The sequence below is a fragment of the Dyadobacter sp. HNCC25DJ186 genome, from assembly GCF_056895235.1.
This window is the reverse complement of sequence record NZ_JBXHAS010000007.1, coordinates 161,567-185,260: the sequence shown is the minus strand read 5'-3', so window position 1 is coordinate 185,260 and position 23,694 is coordinate 161,567. Positions and strand designations below refer to the sequence as shown.

At 40.5% G+C, this 23,694-nt stretch carries 21 protein-coding genes; 10 read left to right on the top strand and 11 right to left on the bottom strand.

Annotation, left to right across the window (positions count from 1 at the left end; translation table 11 throughout):
• The first annotated feature begins 5 nt into the window (after positions 1 to 5).
• The gene (locus AC1XUO_RS20680; protein WP_483331673.1) at positions 6 to 305 is read left to right on the top strand and encodes a hypothetical protein; all 300 of its coding nucleotides are present in this window, start codon (positions 6 to 8) and stop codon (positions 303 to 305) included.
• An 84-nt stretch (positions 306 to 389) separates the two neighbouring features.
• On the opposite strand, the gene AC1XUO_RS20675 is transcribed toward AC1XUO_RS20680, so the two are convergent.
• Positions 390 to 1,721: a phospholipid carrier-dependent glycosyltransferase gene (locus tag AC1XUO_RS20675; protein ID WP_483331672.1), complete on the bottom strand. Its 1,332-nt coding sequence runs from the start codon at positions 1,719 to 1,721 to the stop codon at positions 390 to 392.
• A gap of 440 nt (positions 1,722 to 2,161) precedes the next feature.
• Here AC1XUO_RS20675 and AC1XUO_RS20670 point away from each other — a divergent pair, with 440 nt between their 5' ends.
• From AC1XUO_RS20670 to AC1XUO_RS20660, 3 genes are all read left to right on the top strand, one after another.
• A complete protein-coding gene (locus AC1XUO_RS20670; RefSeq protein ID WP_483331671.1) occupies positions 2,162 to 3,235 on the top strand; it encodes an NAD-dependent epimerase/dehydratase family protein in 1,074 nt (357 codons plus the stop codon).
• Positions 3,236 to 3,307: 72 nt separating this feature from the next.
• The gene (locus tag AC1XUO_RS20665; RefSeq protein WP_235151538.1) at positions 3,308 to 4,255 is read left to right on the top strand and encodes a glycosyltransferase; all 948 of its coding nucleotides are present in this window, start codon (positions 3,308 to 3,310) and stop codon (positions 4,253 to 4,255) included.
• Between the two features lie 6 nt (positions 4,256 to 4,261).
• Complete coding sequence (locus tag AC1XUO_RS20660) at positions 4,262 to 5,926, top strand: hypothetical protein (protein ID WP_483331670.1); 1,665 nt, start codon at positions 4,262 to 4,264, stop codon at positions 5,924 to 5,926.
• Here AC1XUO_RS20660 and AC1XUO_RS20655 read toward each other — a convergent pair.
• A complete protein-coding gene (locus tag AC1XUO_RS20655) occupies positions 5,877 to 6,317 on the bottom strand; it encodes an RrF2 family transcriptional regulator (protein WP_483331669.1) in 441 nt (146 codons plus the stop codon). The genes AC1XUO_RS20660 and AC1XUO_RS20655 overlap by 50 nt on opposite strands.
• A 291-nt stretch (positions 6,318 to 6,608) precedes the next feature.
• Here AC1XUO_RS20655 and AC1XUO_RS20650 point away from each other — a divergent pair, with 291 nt between their 5' ends.
• Positions 6,609 to 7,289 carry a zinc metalloprotease gene (locus tag AC1XUO_RS20650; RefSeq protein ID WP_483331668.1) on the top strand — a complete coding sequence of 227 codons (681 nt, stop codon included), beginning with the start codon at positions 6,609 to 6,611 and terminating at the stop codon, positions 7,287 to 7,289.
• A gap of 1 nt (position 7,290) precedes the next feature.
• Here AC1XUO_RS20650 and AC1XUO_RS20645 read toward each other — a convergent pair whose 3' ends face one another.
• The 3 genes from AC1XUO_RS20645 to AC1XUO_RS20635 form a co-directional block, all read right to left on the bottom strand.
• Entirely contained in the window at positions 7,291 to 9,696 is a 2,406-nt protein-coding gene (locus tag AC1XUO_RS20645) for a 3-hydroxyacyl-CoA dehydrogenase/enoyl-CoA hydratase family protein (protein ID WP_483331667.1), read from the bottom strand.
• Positions 9,697 to 9,775: 79 nt separating this feature from the next.
• Positions 9,776 to 10,240: a MarR family winged helix-turn-helix transcriptional regulator gene (locus AC1XUO_RS20640; protein ID WP_483331666.1), complete on the bottom strand. Its 465-nt coding sequence runs from the start codon at positions 10,238 to 10,240 to the stop codon at positions 9,776 to 9,778.
• A gap of 134 nt (positions 10,241 to 10,374) precedes the next feature.
• Complete coding sequence (locus AC1XUO_RS20635) at positions 10,375 to 11,622, bottom strand: peroxiredoxin family protein (protein ID WP_483331665.1); 1,248 nt, start codon at positions 11,620 to 11,622, stop codon at positions 10,375 to 10,377.
• A 140-nt stretch (positions 11,623 to 11,762) separates the two neighbouring features.
• Between AC1XUO_RS20635 and rsmH the strand changes: the two genes are divergently transcribed.
• The 5 genes from rsmH to mraY all read left to right on the top strand — a co-directional run bounded on the left by rsmH (position 11,763) and on the right by mraY (position 18,794).
• Positions 11,763 to 12,683 carry a 16S rRNA (cytosine(1402)-N(4))-methyltransferase RsmH gene (rsmH, locus tag AC1XUO_RS20630; RefSeq protein ID WP_483331664.1) on the top strand — a complete coding sequence of 307 codons (921 nt, stop codon included), beginning with the start codon at positions 11,763 to 11,765 and terminating at the stop codon, positions 12,681 to 12,683.
• Positions 12,684 to 13,431: 748 nt separating this feature from the next.
• A complete protein-coding gene (locus tag AC1XUO_RS20625) occupies positions 13,432 to 13,842 on the top strand; it encodes an FtsL-like putative cell division protein (protein ID WP_483331663.1) in 411 nt (136 codons plus the stop codon).
• 30 nt (positions 13,843 to 13,872) lie between these two features.
• Positions 13,873 to 16,020 (top strand): penicillin-binding protein, encoded by a 2,148-nt coding sequence (locus AC1XUO_RS20620; protein WP_483331662.1) that lies wholly within the window; start codon positions 13,873 to 13,875, stop codon positions 16,018 to 16,020.
• Positions 16,021 to 16,028: 8 nt separating this feature from the next.
• Positions 16,029 to 17,513: a UDP-N-acetylmuramoyl-L-alanyl-D-glutamate--2,6-diaminopimelate ligase gene (locus tag AC1XUO_RS20615; RefSeq protein ID WP_483331661.1), complete on the top strand. Its 1,485-nt coding sequence runs from the start codon at positions 16,029 to 16,031 to the stop codon at positions 17,511 to 17,513.
• A 66-nt stretch (positions 17,514 to 17,579) separates the two neighbouring features.
• Positions 17,580 to 18,794: a phospho-N-acetylmuramoyl-pentapeptide-transferase gene (gene mraY, locus AC1XUO_RS20610; protein ID WP_483331660.1), complete on the top strand. Its 1,215-nt coding sequence runs from the start codon at positions 17,580 to 17,582 to the stop codon at positions 18,792 to 18,794.
• 71 nt (positions 18,795 to 18,865) lie between these two features.
• Here the strand turns inward: mraY and AC1XUO_RS20605 are convergent, their stop codons facing one another.
• The 6 genes from AC1XUO_RS20605 to AC1XUO_RS20580 all read right to left on the bottom strand — a co-directional run bounded on the left by AC1XUO_RS20605 (position 18,866) and on the right by AC1XUO_RS20580 (position 23,550).
• Positions 18,866 to 19,441, bottom strand: a complete 576-nt coding sequence (locus tag AC1XUO_RS20605; protein ID WP_090340468.1) for a DUF4136 domain-containing protein — start codon at positions 19,439 to 19,441, stop codon at positions 18,866 to 18,868.
• Positions 19,442 to 19,529: 88 nt separating this feature from the next.
• Entirely contained in the window at positions 19,530 to 20,564 is a 1,035-nt protein-coding gene (gene aroB / locus AC1XUO_RS20600; RefSeq protein WP_483331659.1) for a 3-dehydroquinate synthase, read from the bottom strand.
• A gap of 200 nt (positions 20,565 to 20,764) precedes the next feature.
• Entirely contained in the window at positions 20,765 to 21,973 is a 1,209-nt protein-coding gene (locus AC1XUO_RS20595) for a DUF3570 domain-containing protein (RefSeq protein WP_483331658.1), read from the bottom strand.
• Positions 21,974 to 21,979: 6 nt separating this feature from the next.
• Positions 21,980 to 22,204 (bottom strand): DUF4266 domain-containing protein, encoded by a 225-nt coding sequence (locus AC1XUO_RS20590; RefSeq protein WP_483331657.1) that lies wholly within the window; start codon positions 22,202 to 22,204, stop codon positions 21,980 to 21,982.
• Positions 22,191 to 23,120 (bottom strand): FAD:protein FMN transferase, encoded by a 930-nt coding sequence (locus AC1XUO_RS20585; RefSeq protein WP_483331656.1) that lies wholly within the window; start codon positions 23,118 to 23,120, stop codon positions 22,191 to 22,193. Before AC1XUO_RS20585 ends, AC1XUO_RS20590 begins: the two co-directional genes overlap by 14 nt.
• Positions 23,113 to 23,550: a thioredoxin fold domain-containing protein gene (locus tag AC1XUO_RS20580; protein ID WP_483331655.1), complete on the bottom strand. Its 438-nt coding sequence runs from the start codon at positions 23,548 to 23,550 to the stop codon at positions 23,113 to 23,115. The genes AC1XUO_RS20585 and AC1XUO_RS20580 overlap by 8 nt, the downstream gene beginning before the upstream one ends.
• Positions 23,551 to 23,694: the final 144 nt, after the last annotated feature.

The following is a 23,694-nucleotide window of genomic DNA, read 5'->3' as shown; positions in this document are numbered from 1 at the left end:
TGGTTATGGAAAAGGCGGTTATTTTTGTGCGTATTACTATGAACAGCAGAGAGATGAAATTCAGTAAAATAGCCGCTTTTGTGGCATGCGTAGCATTATTATCTTCTTGTGATTATCAAAAATATAACCACAAAGAACAAAAAGACCTAAATGCAGACAATCAGTATGTTTACGGAGTAAGCCCTGATTCTTTGCCACGTCAGATGGCTAACAAATACGAAGCAAATCCTGAACTTGAACCACGTGTTGAAGCAATTCGCGCTAAGTTATTCAGTGGAGCTGGTAGTGCCGTAGTAAAACAATAATACTGTCTCCTAACAGGTTAAGATTTCATAAACAGGATATCCTCATTTTTGAGGATATCTTTTTTTGTGCCTGGCAATTTCAGTTTATGTCAGCAGGATATAGATACCTTCGGTGAAGTAATAAACAATATACAAAAGGGATATTGTCAGCATTGAAAATGCGCTCAAATAAAATGTCAGTTTTGATTTTTCTTTCACAAATTTCAATCCTGCATACAAAATCCAGATAATCGGGAAGAATGCCTGAAGAAATAATCTCGACTGAAAGCAAACCCAGACATTGTATTTCAGGCCGGCAACGATTACAAGTAAGATGCTCATCAGTAATATACTTAACCACGCAGCCTCTTCCAATGCTTTTTTAAAACTTTCGCTATTTTTTGTTTTTAATTTTCCTAAAAAACTAAAAACAGATAGTGATTTTAAGAACGCCCCCAACAGGATCAAAACGGATGGAATAAGTCCGACGATGTAAATAACACTTCCGATATACTTAAAGGAAGTTCTTGATCCTAGTTCAAAACCATTCAGCGGTTCGCAAAATTTGTACCAAAAAGTCGCGTAAAAGATAATTGGGTATACATGTTCCAGCATCGGATCTCCCTGAAAATACGTGGGATATTTGACCAGCTGTTTCAGGTTAAAGTATAAAATACTTTTAATACCGATAAAAGTGTTTGCGGGCATGTAATAGAAGAAGTCGATATTGTGCGCGATCAACCGGTGTTCTGCATAATAATTTTCCAGATACTTGTAGGACCCAACGACTAGTGTTATGATTCCAAAAAGAAAAATTCGTCCTACAATCGTTTTAACCGGCAGATTCTTTTTCCAAAGTGACAAAATTACTACGAGTCCAAGAGACGGTCCGAAAGCCAGAAATGTTCCCTTCGTAAGTAGTCCGAGACCTAGTAAAACAGCAAGGAGTAACTCATTCCTTAAAGCCGGTTTTTGGATATATTGGTGAAGTACGTAAAAGATACAAGTCCCCAGAAAATAGGCTAGTGTATCATTTGAAACATATAAAGAGAATGTAACAAACGAATGTAAAAAAACAGCAAGCAAAAAGGCCACATTTCTGACCACAACATCCGGTAACAGGTTTTTACATAAAATATAAAGCAGATATAAATTTCCACATGCGAGCAAAAGCGAAAATATCTGGGTTATTTTCTGGCTATGAATATTGTCAAAATAAAAAAATGGCAGTGCGAGTATATAATAAAGAGGAGGGTGCATAGCGCAAAAAACCTCTCTCGTTAAGGGAAGCCTACCTTTTTCAAGAATAAAATTAATTACTTCGCCGTGAGCATCGACGCCAAAACCGGGTAATGTGCTATACAGAAAAACCCGAAGTATAATACCGGCAATCAATAAATAACTTAAAAAGCTATCTTTACCAAAAGCGGCAGTCATTTGTCCAAACATATATTACTTAAAATCACCAAAAAAAATCAATGGCACAATGCCTTTTCCGGAAGCCGGTTAGCAGCTTCGGGATATGGTAGGTATGTTATAATAATTCTTATGACGGAAGCTCAGATACTTCTTTGTTGAATGCTGAAATAAAAAGCTTTTTATGAGGAGGGAGAATATTTTGTAAAACTATGCAAGTAGGAACTAGAATAGAAATTTTTCTGTCAAATAGGTTATTTTTTTTGCAAACGGTTAATTTTTTTCGTCGAACAACCAACCGAAGGTTACTTTTTTGGTAAAATGAAATGTTATTTCGCAGCCGCTTAAGAAACCAGTTGGGATAATTGTCTGTTTTTATTTTACTTTACATCCTATATTATACACATCTGAATATAGTATTATTTTAATACCACATTTTAAAACAGAATTTAATACTTAATATGAATATAGCATTAGTTACCGGCTCAGCCGGATTGATCGGAAGCGAGTCTGTTGCTTTCCTTGCTGATAAGTTTGACCTGGTTATTGGAGTTGATAATAATTTACGTGAATATTTCTTCGGAGCAGACGGAAACACTGCATGGAATAAAAGCCGTATTGAATCTGCCTACGCTAATTACAAACATTACTCTGCTGATATTCGTGAAGTTAGCCAACTGGAACCGATCTTTAAAGAATACGGAAACGATATCAAATTGATTATCCATGCTGCCGCACAACCGAGTCATGACTGGGCTGCGCGTGAACCGTTTACCGATTTTGGTGTAAATGCGGTTGGAACGCTGAATATGCTGGAAATGACGCGTCTTCATACACCTGAGGCTGTGTTTATTTTCACTTCAACCAATAAAGTATACGGAGATAACCCGAACTATCTGCCTCTTGTTGAGCTGGAAACGCGTTGGGAAATCGACGAAAGTCATCCGTATTTCAAAAACGGTATTGACGAAAAACATAGCATTGACCATACAAAACATTCGATCTTTGGCGCATCGAAAGTAGCTGCAGATATTATGGTGCAGGAATATGGCCGCTATTTTGGGATGAAAACGGCTGTTTTCCGTGGTGGGTGTCTTACAGGCCCTAACCATTCAGGCGCTCAGCTGCACGGATTCCTTGCGTACCTGATGAAATGTGCGATCACTGGAAATCACTACACGATTTTTGGATATAAAGGAAAACAGGTTCGTGACAATATTCACAGCCATGACCTTGTTAATATGTTCTGGCATTTCTACCAGAACCCTCGTCCGGGCGAAGTTTATAACGCAGGTGGTGGCCGTTTCGCCAACTGTTCAATGATTGAGGCCATTGATTTGTGCGAAAAAATTACAGGAAATAAACTTTCACATTCGTATTCTGAAACAAACCGTATCGGTGACCATATCTGGTATGTAAGTGATCTTTCGAAATTTAAAGAACACTATCCGGGTTGGAATTGGGAATATGGTCTTGTTGAAACGCTTACTCAGATCCACGACGGAATATCGTCTCGTTTGGCTAGTGTAAAATAATATGTTAATCCTTATAACCTCCGAACCAGTAAAATTCTTTATACTTGTTCGGAGGTTATTTTCTTCACCACTATGCCGGAAAACTTTGTAATTATTATACCTCAGTACAACGACTGGGAAGCGCTTAATCTGCTGATCACGAAAATAAACACAGATTTAAATCCTTCCGTGCTGAAAAATGCGTCCATACTTGTGGTTGATGATTGTTCCGCAAAGGACCGGACAGAACCTTTTGTGCCTTTTGGTGGAAAAGCCATTCAGGTATTACGTCTGTACCGCAACCTTGGTCACCAAAAAGCAATTGCGATCGGACTTTCTTATGCAGCCGAAAATATTGCCTGCGATAAAGTGATCGTAATGGATGCTGATGGAGAAGATGCTCCTTCTGACATTAACAAGCTGGTCGCCAGATCGCTTGAAGTGCCTGGGAAAATTATTTTTGCCCAAAGAAATAAACGTACTGAAAATTTCCTTTTCAGGTTTTTTTATGTGATCTATAAATCTGTATTTAAGTTACTTACAGGAAAAGTGATCACATTCGGGAATTTCAGCATTATTCCTCAAAACCGACTCCAGAATCTGGTTCGCGTTTCTGAAATCTGGAATAATTATCCCGGTGGTATTATTAAGTCCCGTATTCCTTATGATTCCGTTCTGACAGACCGCGCTACGCGTCTGGCAGGCGAAAGCAAGATGAATTTTGTTTCGCTTGTTTTACATGGATTAAGTGCAATTTCAGTTTTGGTTGATACTACCGCCGTTCGGATTCTGATCTTTTCGATGTTTATGTCCGGCCTCGCTGTTGCCTTTATTGTTATTATTCTTTTTCTGAAACTTATTGGCAATGCAACACCGGGATGGGCTTCCACATTAGGTAGCACATTGATCATTCTGATGCTTCAATCCTTCCTGATTTCCTTGTTTCTGGTATTTATGGTATTGCAGTATCGTTCGCAGCAACACTTTATTCCAGCGATTCATTACCGCGATTTTGTTGAAAAGGTAGATACAATCAACTAGTATCTTATGCTCACTTTCGACAATTCCCCGACAGTTTATTGGTTTCTTGGATATCTGCTTGGCGGGATTGTTATTCTGGCAAGTATTTACAGAAAAGTGCCTGGATGGGCTTTTGTGGTACTTTGCATAGGTTTATTGTCATTCATGAGAATGCCGGCTATTGTATTTAACCGGGAACTGAATGCAGACGAAAGCCAGATGCTCAGTCACGCGATAACACTTTACCAGGATCCTGTCTACTGGCGGTCTGTTGATGGAACAACGATTGGCCCTTTAGACAATTATCTTCTGGTTATTCCAAAAATACTTGGCTTTCAGATCAATTACACATCCGGCAGGGTGATGGGTTTATTATGCTGTATCGGAGCTTTGCTTTTCATTTTTTCGGCCATGAAAAAATGGTTTGGAGAATCGACTGCCCGGGTAGCATTTACAGCACCGATTATTTTTCTTGCCTTCACACAGGAAAATGATTTTGTCCATTATTCCTCCGAACAACTTCCTGTTTTTCTTCTGGCCTGCACCGTCTGGCTGCTTTCCAGGATCACAGACCATAGACAGATTTCCTCGTGGGTAACCTTTTTTCTGGGTCTTGTAGCCGGAATGATGCCTTTTGCAAAACTTCAGTCGGTTCCCCAGGCATTGGTTGTTGTGCTGGCTGCTTTCTGGCTTTGTTACCAATTTTATAAAAGATCCAAAGAAATTAAAACTTTGTTTTTTCTGCTCGCGGGTGGGCTGACATTTCCGATATTGCTATTTCTCTGGATTCTTGCGAACGATGTTTTCCAGGACTTCATTGATTTTTATATTTTTGGAAATGCCATTTATGCCGGAGGAAGCAGTTTTATTGAAATTCCTGCTCAGTTTTTTAAGCTGATATTGTTCAGTGCTGATTTTAGTATTTATTCGCTGGTTCTGCTTATTCCGATTATTTTTGGGCTCTTTATCGCAATCCGCCCCTCAGCGGTAACCAGAACCACAGCCGATTTTATAATTCCCGCTACGATAATATTACTCATTTTAACAGGCATATACTCCTCAACTAAATCAGGAAACAGCTTTATCCATTATTTGAATTTTTGTATTTATCCGTGGATTTTACTGGCTGCTTATGGTATAAAAACACGCAACAACTGGTTTGTTGCAGCGCCAATTATTTTGCTTCTCTGGTTTGCCGGTAATGATGCGATATCATATCGCCGCGAGCACCGCCTGAACGCTTTTGAATCTGTAAATGGATTAAACAAACTGGACAAAAGTCCGGTGGTAGTTGCATTGATGAAATTTACAAAACCCGGAGATTATATGGTTGTTTGGGGCTGGCAATGCAAATACTATGTGGAAGCGCAACTTGCTCAGGGAACGGCAGAAAACCATTCAGAGCGATCGATTTTTAAACATCCCATGCAGGAAAAGTACCTGGCTCGTTATGTTAGCGATTTACAGAGGACAAAACCAGCGGTGATTCTTGACGCTGTAGGCATATACAGCCTATGGGTGCAGGATAAAAAAACGCAGGGAATTAATAGTTTCCCTGCGGTGGCTGACTTTGTCCATCAGCATTATACTTTGATATCCACGATTGACGATGTCACACTTTATGTGCGAAAAGACAGGCTCGTTACTCAGCAAGCAGATGTTCTCCCGCTCCTTTCACAAGCAAATCATTAAGCGTTGTCTGGTCTAAAACGGCAAGATTTGCGTCTCTCCATCTTTCTAAAACAGTACGCAGGCTGCATGTCTCCTCATCTTTGCAGTCATCACATTTTCCATAAAAAAACATGGAAACGCAAAGCGCGGGAGCGATAGGCCCATCGATAATTCTAAGTACCTTCGAAAAGCTTACTTCTCCCGGGGGAATTCTTAACAAATAGCCGCCTCCTTTTCCTTTCTGACTTTGAAGCACTCCGTTATTTCGCAAATCAAGCAAAATCGCTTCAAGAAACTTCTTCGGAATTCTCTCTTTTTCTGCGATATACGAAATCAGGACCGGACCTTTCCCGAACTGTTCCGCCAATACTTTAAGCGCTTTAAGGGCGTACTTTGCTTTTTTTGATATCATTGTTGATAAGTATACTGAAATGCCCCAATACTAATTTACATGGTCCTGATAACTCTATATCCTCCATGTAATTCATCTGCTAAACTGAACTGTTCATCGTTTAAAACAAAAAATATCCAATTTTTATTCACTTATTGAATTGTGTATCAGAACGTCTGATTTCAACGCAGCTGTTTAATTGGTACAATTTTATAAAATAATCTGCTTACTCTACTAATTTATAGACTTTTCAAACTAATTTGTAATAAATACAAATATTAAAATCAAATTTCTACCACTTACACACACATCATGGCTGCTATCGCAACATTACAAATCGAAAAACGTCAGATTGAAATTGCTTCAAAGCTGTATTTATATGGATCAGAAGCCAAAGATGATATTGGAATCGCTATTGTTGAAGAAATCAACCGGATGTACAATGAACCGGAAGCATTTGTCAATGTTGGCAACGAACAGGTAATGGTTGTTTTTAATATTACCTATAAAATTATTTCAACGGGTGAAGCCACGCTGAGAGCTGCCGTAAACCTGAATTTCAGAAATAATTATATACGGATTGAAAATGAAAATCACATCACCCGGTCTTTTATGGGTTATGGTTTGGGTGACAATGTCGGGCATTGGCTGACGACAGATAATTTGGGGACTTCCACAACCGCCGCCCATGAATTTGGTCATAGCCTCGGCCTTGATCATCCAGCCGTCCTGGATTATCGTGGGAGCGCCACACCTCCGCCCATTATGGCTCCCAGAGGAAGCCTTGTGGATCCACATTTTCAGTGGAATCCACAAGCCATTCCGGGTGAGTTTGGTGGGACGATGAATCCCAAATATCGAAAAGTGACAAAAGACGAAGTCCTGCTGATCCTGAATGATCTGTCGTTCGAAAACGACACAAATCTTTACCTCGGCCAGATTTCGAACACACTTTTTGATAAAACCGGCAGTCCAACCCGGTGGTTATCCTGATTTAATTTCTTGGCGGCTTTCCTCCGTTTAATAATCCCTGCATTCTTTCGAGCGTTTTCTTTTCTCCACACAGAGAAAGGAAAGCCTCTCTTTCAAGGTCAAGAAGGTATTGTTCTGTGACAAGTTGTGGATAACTCAGGTCTCCACCGTTGATAACGTATGCCAGCTTGTTTGCAATTTTCGCATCGTGTTCGCTGATATAATTAGCGATTTTCATCTGTGCAATTCCCGTCATGAAGAGTGCCATACCCGCTTTCCCCTGAACTTTTATATCGTTTCGCTGTTTTGGCTGGGTATATCCGTTATCGGCAAGATCAATCGCAGCCTGTTTTGCCTCAGCAATCAGACGGCTCCGGTTGAGGACAATCTGATCTTTTTCCTGTAAATAATTCATAGCCCTGGCATCATGCGCAGAAGTCGACACTTTCGCCTGCGCAATGTTCATAAAAGCAGTCTGAAGAATATTCAATTCTGTATCTCCCGCCTGATACAGATCAGAACAACGAAGAGCCATTTCTTTTGTACCACCGCCAGCCGGAATAATTCCTACGCCAAATTCTACCAATCCGATGTAAGTTTCAGCATGGGCGACGACTTTATCCGCGTGAAGGTTAAGTTCACATCCTCCACCCAAAGCAAGTGAATGAGGCGCTGTAACGACCGGAATCGAAGAATAACGCGCCCGCATCATCGTTTGCTGAAATTGAGCGATAACCATATTGATCTCATCGAATTCCTGCTCGATGGCGAACATAAACAACATCGCAAGATTTGCACCCGCAGAAAACGCCTCGCTCGATTCATTACCAATCACAAGTCCGCGGTATTCCTTTTCCGCAAGACTGATACTTTTCTGGATTCCTTCGATCACTTCTGAACCCATGGTATTCATTTTGGATTTAAATTCCAGATTCAGAATTCCATCTCCAATGTCATACAAGTTCGCGCCGGCATTTTTCCAGACAATATTATTTGTCAGGTTGCTTAAAATAATAAAACTATCCTGGCCAGGAATTACTTTATATGATTTTGAAGAAATGTCATAATAAAGTTTTTTTCCATTTTCAACCTTATAAAACGAGCTGTTTCCCGCTTCGAGCATTTCATAAACCCACGGCGCTGGTTTTGTATTAAGCTCTTCCATGATACCAAGCATTTCTTTCACACCAACGGCATCCCAGGTTTCAAACAACCCCAGCTGCCATCCGAAACCGGCACAGATTGCCTGATCGATCCTGAAAATTTCGTCGGAAATTTCAGGAATGCGGAAAGTCGCATACTTGAAACAATCAGAAAAAGTCTTTCTATAAAATTCTCCGGCTTTATCCTTTCCTGCCAGAAGCACACTAAAACGTTTCGCAACATCACCAATCGCCTTTGTTCCTTCCAGCGTTGCGAATTTTACTTTTTCAGAAGGTTTATAATCCAGCGTTTCAAAATCAATTGCTAGAATTACTGATTTGCCTTTATCGTCTTTAATTTTCTTGTAAAATCCTTGTCCGGTTTTGTCTCCCAACCATTTGTTATCATATAATTTTTGCATGATAACCGGCAGTTTGAAAGCATCACGAGATTCGTCCGTGCCTTCTCCGGAAGCATATAAATTATTGGCTACATGAACAGTAGTATCCAACCCAACGACATCCGACAAACGATAGGTCCCCGACTTTGGTCTTCCTACAACCGGACCCGTTAATTTATCCACTTCATCCACAGACAAACCCATTTCCTCAGCCACACGAATTGTCTGTATTAAAGCAAAAATCCCCAGTCTGTTTGCGATAAAACCCGGGGTATCCTTACAAAGCACAGTGGTTTTGCCCAAAAACAGATCACCATAATGCATCAAAAAGTCAACGACCGATTGGTCAGTTTCCGGCGTTGGAATAATTTCCAATAACCGCAGATACCGCGGCGGATTGAAAAAGTGTGTTCCACAGAAATGTTTTCTAAAATCTTCACTTCGCCCTTCTGCCATCAGATGGATCGGTATTCCGGAAGTATTGGAAGTGATCAGCGTTCCGGGTTTCCGAAGCGCATCTACTTTTTCATATAAACTCTTTTTAATATCAAGCCGCTCAACAACCACTTCAATAACCCAATCGTAATCTTTAATATCTTTCAGGTTATCATCGAAATTTCCCAGTTTAATGCGTGAGGCAAAGGCCGGGTTATATAGCGCAGCAGGCGTTGCTTTTAATGTTTGTTGAAAAGAATCATTCACAATCCTGTTACGGACGGCGGGATGATCGGTTGTTAACCCTTTTCCTTTTTCTGCATCGCTGGCTTCTTTTGGAACAATGTCCAGAAGCAACACTTCTACACCAATATTGGCAAAATGGCACGCAATCCGTGATCCCATAATACCAGAGCCTAAAACGGCAACTTTACGAATAGAACGATTCATTATTTAAAGATTTTGGTTTTTAATTGTTGTGGCAGTTAACTACGGCAACCAGCTCATTTCAGAAATGATCCCGGCATTCTCAGAATTCATCAGTAATTTCTCCGGCTTTGAGTTTCTGATTTTCTTCCTCAACCAACCGGTTTATATCCTTGATTACATCAAAAAAAACAACCAGTTTTTCCAGAGGTATCTTATCACGGATCATCGTGTTGAAAGAAAGCACACCTTCTCTCGAAAGCTCTCGTTTTTCCTTTCCAAGATCAGTCAGCACAATTCTGACAAAACGCTTGTCGCTGTCGTCAACCTCGCGGCGGATCAGTCCTTTCTCTTCCAGATTTTTAAGCATACGAACCAGACTTCTCGGCTCCATACCCAGCAGCGGTGCTATTTTTGTAGCCGGTGTACCATGCTCTATATCAATATTCAACAACACATAACCAACTGCCATGGTCGTATCGAAACGGGCAGCGTAAGCATTGTACATTCGCGAAATAGAATGCCACGCCCACTTGATCTGAAAATCTATCGTCTTTTCCTTGCGCATCTTTTCTCTTGGTACGGTGTCAGTGATGTCTGTACACAAATGTAATAAATCAAATTAATATTATGCAAGCATACTAATTTTGTTCCAAAAAAAACGCACCGGACACATTTTGTATCCGGTGCGCAAATTTATATTTATTTCTCGCTGATCAGTTTGTCCATAAGCTGGTTAAAATCAGCAACGAATTCATCATAATATTTACCCGTTCCCGGACCCGAAAATCCGGTGTGAATTTCCCGAACTTTCCCCTTTTTATCGATAAAAATGGTTGTTGGATAAGACATTACCTTATTCAGCATCGGCAAAGCTTTTGCAGTAGCTTCATTTGTGTTTGTTCCGGCCAGCAAAACCGGGTATTCAATTCCAAACCGGCTTCCCATTCTTTTCAGCTTCGGAGCAGACACTGCCAGATCATCCGAATGCTCAAAAGCAAGCCCGACAATTTCCACACCTCTCGATTTGTTTTTCGTATACCACGGAGCCAGGAAATTTGTTTCATCCATACAGTTAGGGCACCAGGAACCCATAATCTGGATAATAACCGGTTTGTCTTTAAAACGTGGATCTTTCAGCGATAAGGGTTTTCCGTCTGCATCAGGAAATGTAAAATCCACAGTTTCCGAGCCCGGTTTCAGATATGTCAATTTTGTAGCGTCAGGAAGTTTTGCGTTTTCATTCAGGATAGAAGTAAACGTTTTATATCCTTTGATACCGGACCACATCGCACCTTTCAAAACACCATCTTTTAAAATAGCAGCCTTAATCAGATAAGCATTGGATCCATCAAAAGTTGATAAATACAAACTATCGCCTTTTACGTTTCCTGACAAATAACGATAGTCTCCGGTAGGCGTTAGAAACGACCCCTCCACAATATTTCCTTTTTGAGTAAAACTTCCGACTGCTTCGGTAGAGTCTTTGGTGACTTCGTTTTTAAAGATCGTTGCGTATTTACCTGTCACATTTTTCACACCTTCAACCGCTTCCTCTTTGAAAAAACGATAATCAACGCCAAATGCAGCGTTGAATGGTAGAGAACCTGTTACCTTATCTCCGTCCAGTCTTTTATATACTCCGGTTAATTTTTCTCCATCAACAGCCGCTGTTATTTCAGAATCAAAAAGCTGCATCGGAATATGCAGTGAATCTTTTTCGAAGTAAGCAGTATCCATTTTCAGGCGCTCACCTGCATTTATAGAATAAACTGTATAAGTCTTACCATCAGGATTTTCAGCTATATCCAGAATTACCGGAAGAGTCTGCCCATCTCTCGTCAACGTGGCTCGCCAGGTTCCTGGTTTCAGGCTTTTGTCAGACGAAGATTGGCAGCTTAGAAAGCCACCTGTGATAAATAATGCAATTATTAATTTTATTGCTCTCATATTCAATTTATTGATATAGAATTACAGGTGTCCAAAAAAAATTAAATCCCTACCGATGGGCAATTCGTACCATTGAAAATTGCTAAGTTTGTAACGGCCTCATGGCAAGAAATAGTTCCTATCTACGTTGCTTTTAATAAATGGATCTTCCAAGTACATATCATGAACCCGTAATGCTGTCCGAGTGTCTGGATGGTTTGAATATTCGCCCCGACGGCATCTACGTAGATGTTACGTTTGGCGGCGGAGGACACTCACGGGCTATTTTAGAAAAATTAACAACCGGGCGACTTTTGGTTTTTGACCAGGATCCGGATGCGGTTGCCAATGCAGAACAGTGGAAAGACGATCCCAGGTTTACATTCATAGCAGCCAATTTCAGACATATAAAACGATACCTTAAACTGCATAAAGCGGAAAAGGTTGACGGAATACTGGCCGATCTGGGCGTTTCATCACACCAGATCAACACGCCGGAGCGGGGTTTTTCAACACGTTTTCAAGCCGATCTTGATATGCGCATGAATCCGAATAATGAAAAAACGGCTCGTGAAGTTTTGAATGTTCGTTCTGCGACTGAACTTCAATCTATTTTGAGCCGCTATGGAGAAGTGACCAATGCGCGTACCGCTGCGGAAGCTATTTTTTCAGCGCGCCACAATGCAGCCATCGAGACGGTTGAAGATCTGAAAGGGATTTTGATGCGTTATGCGCCGAAACATCGCGAGAATAAATATTTCGCACAGGTTTTCCAGGCTTTGCGCATTGAAGTGAATGATGAAATGAAGGTGTTGGAAGAGTTTTTGATGCAGGTGCCAGAAGTTTTGAATCCGAGAGGGAGATTGGTTGTGATGTCTTACCATTCTCTGGAAGACAGGCCGGTCAAAAATTTTATTCAAAAGGGAAAATTTGACGGGGAAGTTGAAAAAGATTTTTATGGTAATGAAATCAAGCCGTTAAAAAGCATTACAAGGAAGCCAATTGAAGCGACGGAAGAAGAAGTGAAAAGAAATCCGCGTGCCAGAAGTGCGAAATTGAGAATTGCGGAAAAGCCGGAATAGATATTATTGAGAATAGAACATCGTTGGCAATAAATTCTAAACGGTATTCTGTCACCCGTTCCGGGTTTTAGATTCGTATTTTATCATGTTTTTCTACAATACTGTCATCCCTTCGGGATTTTGATGAAATATTGACGAAGCGCTATTCAAGCCAGTAGGGATGGCAGTTTGATAGAGAAATAAGCAAAATCGGCTAATTTAAACCTTCGGGATTTTGATGAAGTATTTATGAAGCACTATTCAATCCCGTAGGGATGGCACTATTATAGAGAAATAAGCAAAATCGGCTAATTTAAACCCCGAAGGGGTGACATTGCTGATAAATTGTAAACCAGAAGAAGTATTTATTATGTTTTTTCAATACTATCATCGCTTCGGGATTTTGATGAAGTATTTACGAAGCACTATTCAATCCCGTAGGGATGGCAGTATTATAGAGAAATAAGCAAGATCGGCTAATTTAAACCCCGAAGGGGTGACATTGCCGATAAATTGTAAACCTAAAGAAGTATTCTATTACGTTTTAATACAATACGATCACCCTTTTGGGATTTTGATGAAATATTTGCAAAACGCTATTCAATCCCGTAGGGATGGTAGTATTATAGAGAAATAAGCAAAATCGGCTAATTTAAACCCCGAAGGGGTGACATTGCCGATAATTGTAAACCAGAAGAAAATACCAGTCAATCTGATTGATGAAATTGAAATAAATGATTTTTGATAACATATTCTGTGGCAAAAAAACATGGCTGAAAATAAACGAAGACCAAAAATAGCACCAGAAAAGCCACCAAGACCGCCACGTGAGTACAGTTTATTCAACTGGCTGAACCGATTTTTACCTCTCGACAAAATTTTCGGAGATAAGGTACCGGGACAGGAAGAAAGGGTTCCGGTGAAATACTTTTACTATTTCGGTTGGATCGTAGTTCTTTTGGTAGTTTACGAGAGAATCGGGTTTCAGTCTGAGGAATATGTCAGAAATAGTATCAAATTAAAAAAAGAGGTCGATGATTTACGGGCGGAATATACTTCGATACAGGCCGAATATATGAAAAGCGGAAAGCAGTCTGTGGTGATAGAAAAAGTTAAACCCGACGGATTGGAAGAAAATCTTAATCCGCCGAAAAAGATTGTTCTCAAAAAAGAAGAGTAAAATTTAATTTCCGTTTATTGACCAGCCCAAATGAAAAGCGATATAGATAGCGGCCAAAATAATAAGAAAGCATTGATTACCAGAGCACGTATGGTCGCTTTGGTTTTGTTTGTTTTTGCGATAATGGTTTTTTTTAAACTTATACATGTCCAGTATTATGCTTCCCACAAAGGCAAAACCTGGTCGGAATATGCTGTAAAAAATGATTTAAAACTGGATACGATACCGGCGATGCGCGGAAGTATTTTTTCAAATGATGGCAGTCTGCTCGCGACCTCGCTGCCTTATTATTATGTAGGTTTTGATACCAAAGTTGCTGATTCTGCCTATTTCTATAATAATATTGATCAGCTGGCCAGTTTGCTCGTAAAAAACTTTGGTGAAAATACTTTTGATGGCTACAAAAGCAAAATACTGCGCTATCGTGTAAGCAAAAACAAACGGTATCTGCGGTTAAAAAACAAAGAGATCGGATATCTTGAAAGAGAAAAAGTAAAAGAATGGCCTTTTTTCGCAAAGGAAAAGAAGGGTGGAGGTGGAAAATTCGAAATGATCTACAAACGCTATAAACCATTCAGTCCTATGGCCGACCGCACCATCGGTGGCACTGATCCTAAAAGCGGACGGGGTTATATTGGTGTTGAAGCCAGTTTTGACAAAGATCTAGAAGGCAAAGAAGGAGTCAATCTTGTAGAACAGGTCGAAGGCGGAATTAAAATTCCGGTCGGTGATGCACTTAATATTCAGCCGGAAACCGGAAAGGATATTTACACAACCCTGGACATGAACTATCAGGATATGGCTGAAATTGCGCTGCGCAGAAAACTTACAGAAGCTAATGCCGAATTTGGCTGTGTTGTTATTATGGAAGTTGCAACGGGCGAAATCAGAGCAATGGCAAACCTTACAAAAAGGGCGGATAATAAATACGAAGAGGTTTTTAATTATGCCCTGGCGGGAAGTACCGACCCCGGTTCGACATTTAAGCTGCCAACGATGATGGCGCTTTTGGAAGAAACTAAAATGAATCCGAATCAGGTAACTGTCAATACGGGAACAGGCTCTGTTCGTTTCCGCGGGCTTTCTATAAACGATTCAAAACGAGGCGGACATGGTGTATTGACAGCTGCTCAGGTTTTTGAAAAATCGTCCAATATTGGTGTGCATTTGCTTATGCAGCGATATTTTTTCTCAAAACCTGATACGTATCTGAATTATCTCAAACAATTCCACGTAACTGAGCCGACAGGAATTCACATGAAAGGTGAAAATCCGCCTTACATTAAAGACCGGTCGTCGAAACAATGGAATAATTATTCGCTCACATTTATGTCTTATGGCTATGAAATGCGAATGACGCCACTGCAAACACTCGCTTTGTATAATGCTGTTGCGAATGATGGCTACTGGGTCCGGCCCATGGTCGTGAAAGAAGTAAGAAGCGCTGAAAAAGTGGAAGATAAAATTCCGCCTTACGTTTCCGAAAAGCCGATTTGTTCTCCCGAAACTTTACGAAAAATTAAGAGTATGCTGGAAGGTGTTGTAGAACACGGCTCAGCGAGAAATATCAGAACAGATCTTTATAAAATCGCAGGAAAAACAGGAACTGCTCAGAAATTGATCAATGGAATTCATACGGCAGGTAAATACTACACGTCATTCGCCGGTTACTTTCCTGCAAATAATCCGAAATACAGCTGCATCGTGATCATTGATACGCCTCGTGGTGCCAAGGAAAATTATCAGCTTTATGCGGGAAGTGTTGCTGCTCCGGTTTTTAAAGAAGTGGCTGACCGAATCTATGCTTATGACGTTAGCATTCAAAAAATGGCGAAGGACACAACCCATGGAGAAGAAAAACCGGTGAAGTGGGCTGGCAGAACTTCGGATCTGAAGGTGATCAGCGACTATCTGAAATTGACACCTGTTACCGAACAAGAAACGGAATATCTTTCCGGTTCCATTGTTGGAAAAGGAAAAACCAACTGGAAACAACGTGATATCCAATCAAAAGATGTCCCGGATCTGCAAGGAATGCCGATGCGGGATGCGTTATTTATTCTTGAAAATAAGGGTTTCAAGGTGACTTTTAAAGGTTCCGGAAAAGTTGTGGAACAATCGCTTCCTCCCGGCACAAACAAAAGTGGCCTTAAAACGATCCTGTTAACATTACAGTAAATCCATTTATGGAAATTATTCAAAAACCAATTCATAGCTTAATCAGTGGAATCGCTGGCGCAACGGTACACGGATCAGAAAATGTCAGCGTCAATAAAATTATCATTGATTCCAGGCGCGTCCTACCAGGAAGTTTATTTGTAGCCCTTCGGGGCACGCAGACGGACGGACATCAGTATATTGAAACTGCTTCTGACCTTGGCGCTTCCGCGATCCTTTGCGAAGAATTACCGGCGCAGCTGCGAGAGGGAATAACCTATATTCAGGTTCAGGATTCAGCGTCTGCGATGGGTTTTATTGCAGCTTCTTTTTACAATCAGCCTTCGAAAAAATTAACGTTGGTTGGTGTAACCGGTACAAATGGCAAAACATCTGTCGCAACATTTTTATTCCAGCTTTTCAGGGCTTTGGGTTATCGCTGCGGCATGTTATCAACCGTTCAGAATCAGATTGAAGACGAAGTTATTCCTTCTACGCACACTACGCCTGATGCTGTTGCACTCAACGAACTTTTGGCGCTGATGCATGAAAAAGGCTGTTCACATGTTTTTATGGAGGTGAGCTCCCATGCTGTGGCGCAGCATCGGATTACAGGTCTACATTTTGCAGGAGGCATTTTTACAAATATTACCCACGATCACCTCGATTTTCACAAAACCTTTGACAATTATATTGCAGCAAAAAAAGGCTTTTTCGATCAGTTGCCTAAAAGCGCATTTGCCTTAGTCAATATCGATGATCGTCGCGGTTCGGTGATGGTTCAAAATACCAAAGCGAGGATTGAAACTTATTCCCTGCAAACACTCGCTACCTACAACGGAAAAATTCTCTCGGATACGCTTACGGGTATGCACATGGAAATTAACAATCAGGAAGTCTGGTTCCGTGTGATTGGCCGGTTTAACGGATATAATTTGCTTTCTGTATATGGAGCGGCCGTAGCGTTGGGTGAGTCGCCCGAAGAAGTGCTTACTGCGCTTTCCAACCTGAACAGTCCGCCGGGAAGGTTTGAACAAATCCATTCTGTGGATAACATCGTTGGGATTGTGGATTACGCCCATACACCGGACGCTCTGGAAAATGTTTTGCAAACGATCGCGCATCTTCGTAGCGGTAACGAACAGGTGATCACCATCGTTGGCTGTGGAGGCAATCGTGATGTTACCAAGCGACCAAAAATGGCCGAGATTGCCTGTAATTTCAGTACACGTGTTATTCTTACATCAGATAATCCAAGATATGAGGAGCCGCAGGATATTCTGGACCAGATGTTGAAAGGTGTGCCGCCTTTAAAATTTAAAAATACAAGCGTAGTTCCTGACCGCCACGAAGCAATTTTTAAAGCTGTTGCTGAGGCAAATCCGGAAGATATTATTTTAATTGCAGGAAAAGGACACGAAACATACCAGGAAATTCGGGGCGTTAAACATAACTTTGACGACAGGCAGGTGTTGAGAGAAGCATTTTCCAGTTTTCATTCCCAAAAAGAATAAAAATACAGGACCCGTTGCGTAGTCTGCAAGAAAAAGGCAACTTTGCAAGCGCTAATCACGATTTACATGCTTTATTATCTATTCGACTACCTAGACAAGCACTTTAACATACCCGGAGCCGGTGTATTTCAATATATTTCATTCCGTGCACTGGGTGCAACCGTGCTGTCTTTGTTCATCGCTGCCACGTATGGAAAATGGATCATCAACTTCTTGCGGAGACAACAAGTTGGAGAATCTATCCGTGATCTTGGCCTTGAGGGTCAGATGGAAAAAACAGGAACGCCGACGATGGGAGGGTTTATTATTCTCGCCTCACTACTGATTCCCGTATTGTTATTTGCAAAACTCACCAATGTCTATATCGTCCTTCTGATCATAACGGCCATCTGGACAGGATTGATAGGCTTTATTGATGACTATCTGAAAAAATTCAAAAATAATAAAGAAGGACTTCACGGACGTTTCAAAATTGTTGGGCAGGTCGGACTTGGGTTAATTGTAGGATTAACACTCTCTTTCAGTGATCATGTAAAAATTCGTATTTACGAACAACCTTTATTAAGTTCTACTATTGGGGAAGTACAACGATATAAAGACATCGTTCACCCGACCGTAACTACGCTTCCTTTTTTCAAAAACAATGAATTTGATTACCGTACGCTGCTTTTTGGCTGGCTTCCGGAAGAATATACCTGGGTAATCTACACGATTCTTGCAATCTTTATTATCACGGCGGTTTCAAACGGCGCAAATATCACAGACGGAATTGACGGTCTGGCAGCAGGTATTTCCGGGATTATCGCTTTGACGCTGGGTGTGCTGGCATATTTATCCGGTAACACGAAATTCTCGCAATACCTGAATATTATGTATATCCCAAATTCAGGAGAGCTTGTAATTTTCTGCGCGGCTTTTGTCGGGGCCTGTGTCGGGTTTCTCTGGTATAATGCTTACCCCGCGCAAGTTTTTATGGGCGATACCGGAAGTTTAATGCTGGGTGGCGTAATTGCAGTCGTGGCGCTGGCAATCCGGAAGGAATTAATGATCCCTATTTTGTGCGGTGTATTCCTATCGGAGCTGGTTTCCGTGATTATGCAAGTCAGCTATTTCAAATATACCAAAAAGAAATTCGGAGAAGGCAGGCGAATTTTACTCATGTCGCCGCTTCATCATCATTACCAGAAAAAAGGTATTCACGAAGCTAAAATTGTGACACGTTTTTGGGTTGTCGGTATCATTCTCGCCATTTTCACGCTGGCAACTTTAAAATTAAGATAACCAAAAATAAGCCTGCCGGAAATTCGGCTGGCTTATTTTTTATGTATTAAATCAATTCAAAACCGTAAAAATTATCTGCCCACAGCCTCACTGTATCGTCTTGGATCATACCCTTTGGCAAAAAGCGGATACTGATCAAAAATCCTGCGAACCACGCTTCGGTAGTGATTATTTGAGTTTTCAACACCTTTAAAAATACCCGAAGCATAACCTCTCCACACCACCTGATCACTCTCTGCATCAATCAAAGAAACGATTAAAGTACCTTTATCGAGGGCATATTTTATTGGCTCATACCGGAACCCATCGTTCTCAGTATCCACCCAGTTTTTAATAACCGGCTGCATATAACCCTGGTAACGAAGATTGTCGTAGAAGATACCGTAATTGACTAATAATGTTGGTTTTTCAGCGGTAAGTTTGTAGCCTCTCACCTGCATTTGACGACGGATTGCCTCGTAAATTTCTGTACAAAGATTGTTAGTGTCTCGCTCACATTCCAGAAATGTGTAGGATGAGTAATCTTTAAAATTTGTTTCATAACTGTAGTCATGCTCCACAAATACTTTACGACCACTCGAGCAACCCGCTAATATCAATATCACTAATAAAGCGGCATAAGGTTTAATAGACTTCAGCATAAGCATTACTTTTTGTCAGGTTATAAATAGATATATTCACTCTAATGTTCAAAACCCACTAATCAATAGCTTATGCTGTTCTTCTTCCCCGGAACTACCCCATATAATAAGCTATTGCTTTACGCATATCAGAAACCGGAACGGCGATATCATAACCGCATTTTCCTGCTCCTTCTAAAAGAGAAAAACGAACCTCATTTCCTCTGTTCTTTTTATCCTGACGTGTTAGCCCAATGATGACATCCACATCGTCAGGATTTATTATTACTCTGCCGTATGTGGCAAAAAGAAATTCTTCTATATCAATTAAAGTTTTCTTGTCAATCAAATTTCTTTTATAAGCCAGGTAACTTTCCATAATCATTCCCACTGCGATTGCCTCCCCGTGAAACAGTCTTTCGCTTTCTGACTTACTTAAAAAACAGGTCTCAACTGCATGGCCCAAGGTATGTCCAAAATTAAGGATTTTCCTTAGTCCTTTTTCCGTAGGATCCTGATCTACAATCTGTTGTTTAATTTTCACAGAGTGGGCGATCAGATCTTCCCAGTTTTGTTCTTCAAAATCATTCTGACGGATCACCTTCCATTTGTCCGCATCAGCGATCAGGCAGTGTTTGATAATTTCAGCAAAACCAGACCTGATTTCTCTTTCCGGTAATGTTTTGAGAAAAAAAGGATCAATTAAAACACTATTCGGTATATTGAAAACGCCCAAATGATTCTTAAATCCCTGAAAATCCACTCCTAATTTTCCACCCACACTTGCATCCACTTGTGATAAAAGTGTAGTGGGTATCTGAATAAAATCAATCCCCCGTTTGTAAACTGCCGCACAAAAACCGCCCATATCACCTATCACGCCGCCACCGATATTGATCACCAACGCATGTCTGTCAAGTTCCGCATCGGTCATAGATTCCCAGATAGTTGTGCATGTCGCCAGTATCTTATGTTTTTCTCCACTTGGAACCGTCACTAATTTGTGTTTCGGTAAAAGAGGTTTTATCAAAGAATAACAATACTTGCGGGTATTGGTATCGGCTATTACAAAAACTTTCGAATACTGTGCAGAATTAATAAACGCTGGTAAACTTTCGGTAATGGGTGCTAAAACTACGGACTGAGTCATTCTTATTATTTCAATAAAAAAATATAATGCTCATCAAATATACGATGATGAGACCAAAATGGATGCGTGAATTATCAATTATTTTAATATATTATTTCGAAATTTATAATTTAACACATTAATTATTGGGTTTAATATACTAAAGAGAATACTAAGCATAACAATCAATATTTCAACAATAACCTGTTTCTTTCTTAAAGTTAATGTTTCTCTCTCACAAATTTAACCGCCAGCGTGACCATGTGTGCATTTAGGCCGTTGGATCTGTGATAATAACCATATCTAAGATTCAATTCATCAAAAGAAATCCGCTTCGTCACATAAGCCGACGGCAAATATCTAAGATTTACACCAGCCTTATAACTCTGAAATGAAGCAAGGTCATAATCTGAGGTATAAAACTTTGCAGAAATTTCACGTTGCTTATAAGGGTTAAAATATTCAGAGCCAGATTGATTATAAAATCTAAAAAAAGGAGAAATAGTCCATTGGGGTGAAGTTTTAATCGCTGCTTCCAATTCCAGACTATTGCCAAGAATATCGAAACTGTCATAGTAAAAACCATAATTCAGTTTCAGGATTGTCCGGCTTCCCATGAAATAATTCAACCGTATACTGAGCGGAAACTTATATCGCTCCTGCGGTAAATTTTCCACTTTCAAAGAATTGTCTTTAAAGTAAACACGGTGGAACGGCGTCGAGAGCAGACCTTTTTGATATGAGATTTCCGGAAAAATTCCTAGAACCAGCCTTGGATTAATAATTTGTGTCAAACCTAACTTGAAATTATAAGAATCACGCCGGTAAGTATCAAACCATTTCCTGTTGCGCAACTCAACCGGATAGATCAACTTGACAGGCCGGTAATAATCGGGATCCAGGCGACCCCAGCGCATATCATCAAAATAAGCCTGAAAATCAAAGGAATAGGTTCTGGTTTTTGTGGGATTTGTATACTCCGCGGAAGCTAAAATAGGAATCGACAAATAATCGGACTCAATGGAAAAACCAGAACCAATCCCAAGCTTCAGGTCTTTCCTTTTTAATTGCCGCTGGTAATTGAGATTTCCATAGGAGCGCGCATCGCGTTTGGAGGCAGAAGACATGACAAAGTCAATATTGTCCGCGGACGCAGAACTGACGATATCAACACCTCCAACAAAACGTAGCGTGTTATACTCTTTAAATGTTTGCCCAATTCGAACGGATGGTGAATAAACCGTCAATTTTTCTGTCCCGATTCCACCTGTCACAGCAGAATTATGCCCATCCTGAATATAGTGGTTGTAGACAAGCTCTACTTCTGTTTTTGACAATGTACTTTTTTGATAGGAACTATCCGCATTCTGGGCTTTGGATTGTAATAAAAATGCACTGAGTATTCCGGCAAGTAAAAATTTCCTTTTCATAAAACGCTAGTTACATCCGCATCCCCCGCTTGATTTCGCTCCACCGGCTGGCGTGGCACCTTCACGGATCGTCTCAACGTAATCCTCAAATTTTTTCCCTGAATTGCTGCCCATCTGCATCTCCGGATCATTGAGATACACACGCTGGTAGGGTTTCACAGCCTGACAGCTGATCCCACCGAACGTCAAAATGACTCCAAGTATCAAACAGTAAATTTTATTTCTCCGCATACTTAAAGTTAAGGTTTCGCGAGTGGAACACCTCATTTTTGTCCGTAATAATTAAACAATGCGTTTGCGGAAGCTGATTGATAAAATGAATCCCCACCTCAACGCCCATAACAAAAACGGCCGTTGCTAAAGCGTCACAAAGTTCAGCTCCCGGGCTGACAACGCTCACGCTTTTTATTCCGCTTACCGAATTTCCCGTTCGGGGGTCAATGGTATGTGAATAACGTATTCCACCCCGCATGAAATATTGCTCATAATCTCCGGAAGTTGCAACCGAAGCATTTTCGATTGGTAAAAAACATAAAATATCCGCCGCTTGATCCGGATTGGCAATACCAATCTTCCAAGGTGTTTCTTCTGTTTTTTTACCAATAACTGTTAAGTCACCGCTTGCGTTGATCACACCATTTTCCACGCCTCTTTCCAACCACATTTTTTTTACTTTATCCGCGGCATATCCCTTACCAATTGCTGCAAAACTGATAAACATCCCTTTCTTTTTCAGGAAAATATGATTGTCAGGCAGGAGTGAAATATGTTGAAAACCGACGAATTGAAGTACTTTTTTAACGGCACTTTTATCAGGAAAAACAAATTGTTGATTCTTGAAATTATATAATTTTTTCAAAGGCCCTACGGAAATATCAAATGAGCCCTGCGTCAAATTGGATAGCCCGACACAACGCTGAACTAGCTGATAAACCTCGCTGTCAACCTGAACCGGTTTGACTCCGGCATGTCTGTTGATCAATGATGTACATGACGAATCGGAAAATTCTGTGAGCAGATTTTCCAATCGCTTGATTTCATTCCGTCCTTCCGCAAGAAGTGTTTCTGCTCTCGCTTTATCATTGTCTCTTATGATCAGCTCAAAGGCTGAACCCATCAGCCTTTCAACCAGACGAAACTCATCCATTCAATCTTTGTAATCGGTTTTTCAATTCACTTACAAATTCCTGCGGTGTTTGATTACTGTAAGTTACTGTTTCAAACTGTGACCCGTCGTCTGATATGAGCACTAAATTTGGAAATACTCCCTTTGGATTATATTTTTCTGCAAGTGCCTCATTTTGCGCTACAACTTCTTTGGCAAGTTTCGCGCGCTGCGGAAAATCTGCAACTACGACTTCCAGGTTTTCTTTAGCAAAAGATTCAAATGAAGAATCGCTCAGTACTTTTTTTCGAAATTGAATGCAACCCTTACACCAGTCAGAGCCGGAAAATACAATAAATTTATTTTTAGAAAGAGAGATATGGACAGACTCGACAGCAACAGGATTTCCTGATGGTATCGGCAGGAACGGTGTAAAAATATCAAGCAAAAATACGAAAGCGAAGGAAATCATATATGTCAGGAGTTAAGGCTAATTATCCAGAAAACAGCGAACGGTTAAGTTAGTTCCACTTAGTTAAAACGCATTTTATAAAATTCCGTATTCGCTGATAAGACGTAAAACTATACGAATTATCTCTAAACTACGAAGTTACCG